This window comes from Agromyces sp. P1_H4, assembly GCF_056405255.1.
On the sequence record NZ_JBFUCL010000495.1, the window covers coordinates 1 to 1,855 of the forward strand.

Annotated in this window: 2 protein-coding genes; one reads left to right on the forward strand and one right to left on the reverse strand. The window is 76.5% G+C overall.

What is annotated here, in order from left to right; translation table 11 throughout:
- Positions 1 to 962, forward strand: a 962-nt coding sequence (locus tag AC1DY2_RS19285) for an AfsR/SARP family transcriptional regulator (protein WP_476763877.1), incomplete at its 5' end; no start/stop codon positions are given.
- Positions 963 to 1,002: 40 nt separating this feature from the next.
- On the opposite strand, the gene AC1DY2_RS19290 is transcribed toward AC1DY2_RS19285, so the two are convergent.
- Positions 1,003 to 1,855 (reverse strand): NADase-type glycan-binding domain-containing protein (locus AC1DY2_RS19290; RefSeq protein ID WP_476763878.1); only part of this gene is annotated, 853 nt, incomplete at its 5' end.

A 1,855-nucleotide genomic window follows, 5' to 3' on the forward strand; every position in this document is an offset into this window, starting at 1 on the left:
GGTTGCCCGACCTCGTGACCACCGCCGAGGCCTCCGCCGTCGCAACCGGCCTCGAGGGCCCGCGTGCGCTGCTCGCCGCAGCGGCCGCACTCACGTGCGGCGGCGAGGACGCGGTGCGGCACGCGGCATCCGCCCATCGGATCGCCCGGCTGTCGGGACTCCCGCGCGTGCCCCTCGTGCCGTCGCTGGTGCCGCGCGTGCCCACCGACGTCGTCATCGCGCGACCGGCCATGCAGGAACGGCCGCACAACGCGGCGCTCGCGGTGTCGTGCTTCGGCGGGTTCCGCGTGCGCATCGACGGCGCCGACGCCGACCTGCGGGGGCTCCGGCCCCAGGCGCGCAGCCTGCTGCGGATGCTCGCGCTCAACGCGGGCGCCCCATTGCACCGCGAGCTCATCGCCGACGCGCTCTGGGGCGAGCTCGGCACGGAATCGGCGCTGCATGCCCTGCACGTCAGCATCTCGAGCCTGCGCCGGGTGCTGCCGATCGACGACGGCTCGTCGCGCTTCGTCGTCGAGCGCGACGGGGAGGCCTACCGACTCGGCATCGCCGACCGGGGACACTGCGACCTGTCGGACTTCGACGACCACCTCGCCGCCGCCGCGACCGCGAAGTCGCGTGGCGACCTCGCCTCGGCGGCGTCGGGCCTGCGGCACGCGCTCGGCCTCTACACCGGCGACGTGCTGCCCGAGGACGGCCCGGCGGAGTGGGCGATCGGCGCCCGCGAGCGGTACCGGCTCCGGGCGGCGGAGGCCGCGAACTCGCTCTCGCACCTCGAGGCGCACCTCGGCGACACGCGAGCCGCCGTGGCCGCGGCGAGCCGTGCGGTCGAGATCGACCCGTGGCTCGACGAATCGTGGCGCACGCTCGTTCGGATGCACCGGCACGCGGGCGACGATGTCGCCGCCCTGCGCGCGCACGACGGATACCACCGCATGCGCGAGGCGCTCGGCATCGAGTGAGCCCGGTCGGCCGCGGGGGCAGCGGCTCGCGGAGCCCGCGTCACCGCCCGAGGAACTCGACCTCGGCGACCGCCACGTGCGTGGCGTCGGTCGCGCCGTGGGCGCCCTCGAGGGTCAGGCGCACGGCGGTCACGTCGTCGATCCCGAGCTCGAAGCGCTGCGGCCCCGGCTCGTCGGCGAGGGTGAGGTCGACCTCGTGCGGCACCCCGGCGGAGTCGATCGCCGTCACGCCGAGCACGGCCGGGCGCCCCTCGGCGAGGAAGACGGCCTGGTCGGCGGATGCCCCGGGCGACACCTGCACCGCCACGAGCCGGAACGGCTGGGCGAAGCTGGCCTCGAGGTACTCGCCGTTCGCGGGGCCGGTGGGCGCGGGCGCCCAGGAGCGGTCCGCGAAGCCGTCGTGCGCGAGCTCGGCGCCGCGTCCGTCGGCGGCACTCGACGCGACCAGCGCGACGGGATTCTGCGCACTCGAGTCGACCACCCGGTCGCCGATCGCCGCCACGAACCCGGCGATGGGGCCGCGCGCGAACCAGGCAACGGCACCGAGCACGACGATGATCGCCGGCACCACGATCCAAGCGGGGCGGATGCGGCGCCGCTTCGTCTTCGGCCGGGTCCCGGCGGCGGCCTGCTGCGACCTCGGCTGCGTGCGATTCGCGGTCGCACCGAGCGGCGCCGCGCAGTGGCGGCAGAAGTGCCGGCCCGGGGCGTTGCCCGTTCCGCAGCGCCAGCAGACGATGTCGCCCGGCTTGACCGTCTCGCCGACGGGTCGTGGCGCCCGCTTCGGAGCCCGTTGCGGCACCGCGGCGGGCTTGCGTGCGGCGGGTGCGGTGGGCGCGACCGGGCCGGGCACGGCGGGTGCAGGCTCTGCAGGGGCGGGCGCTGCTGGGGCG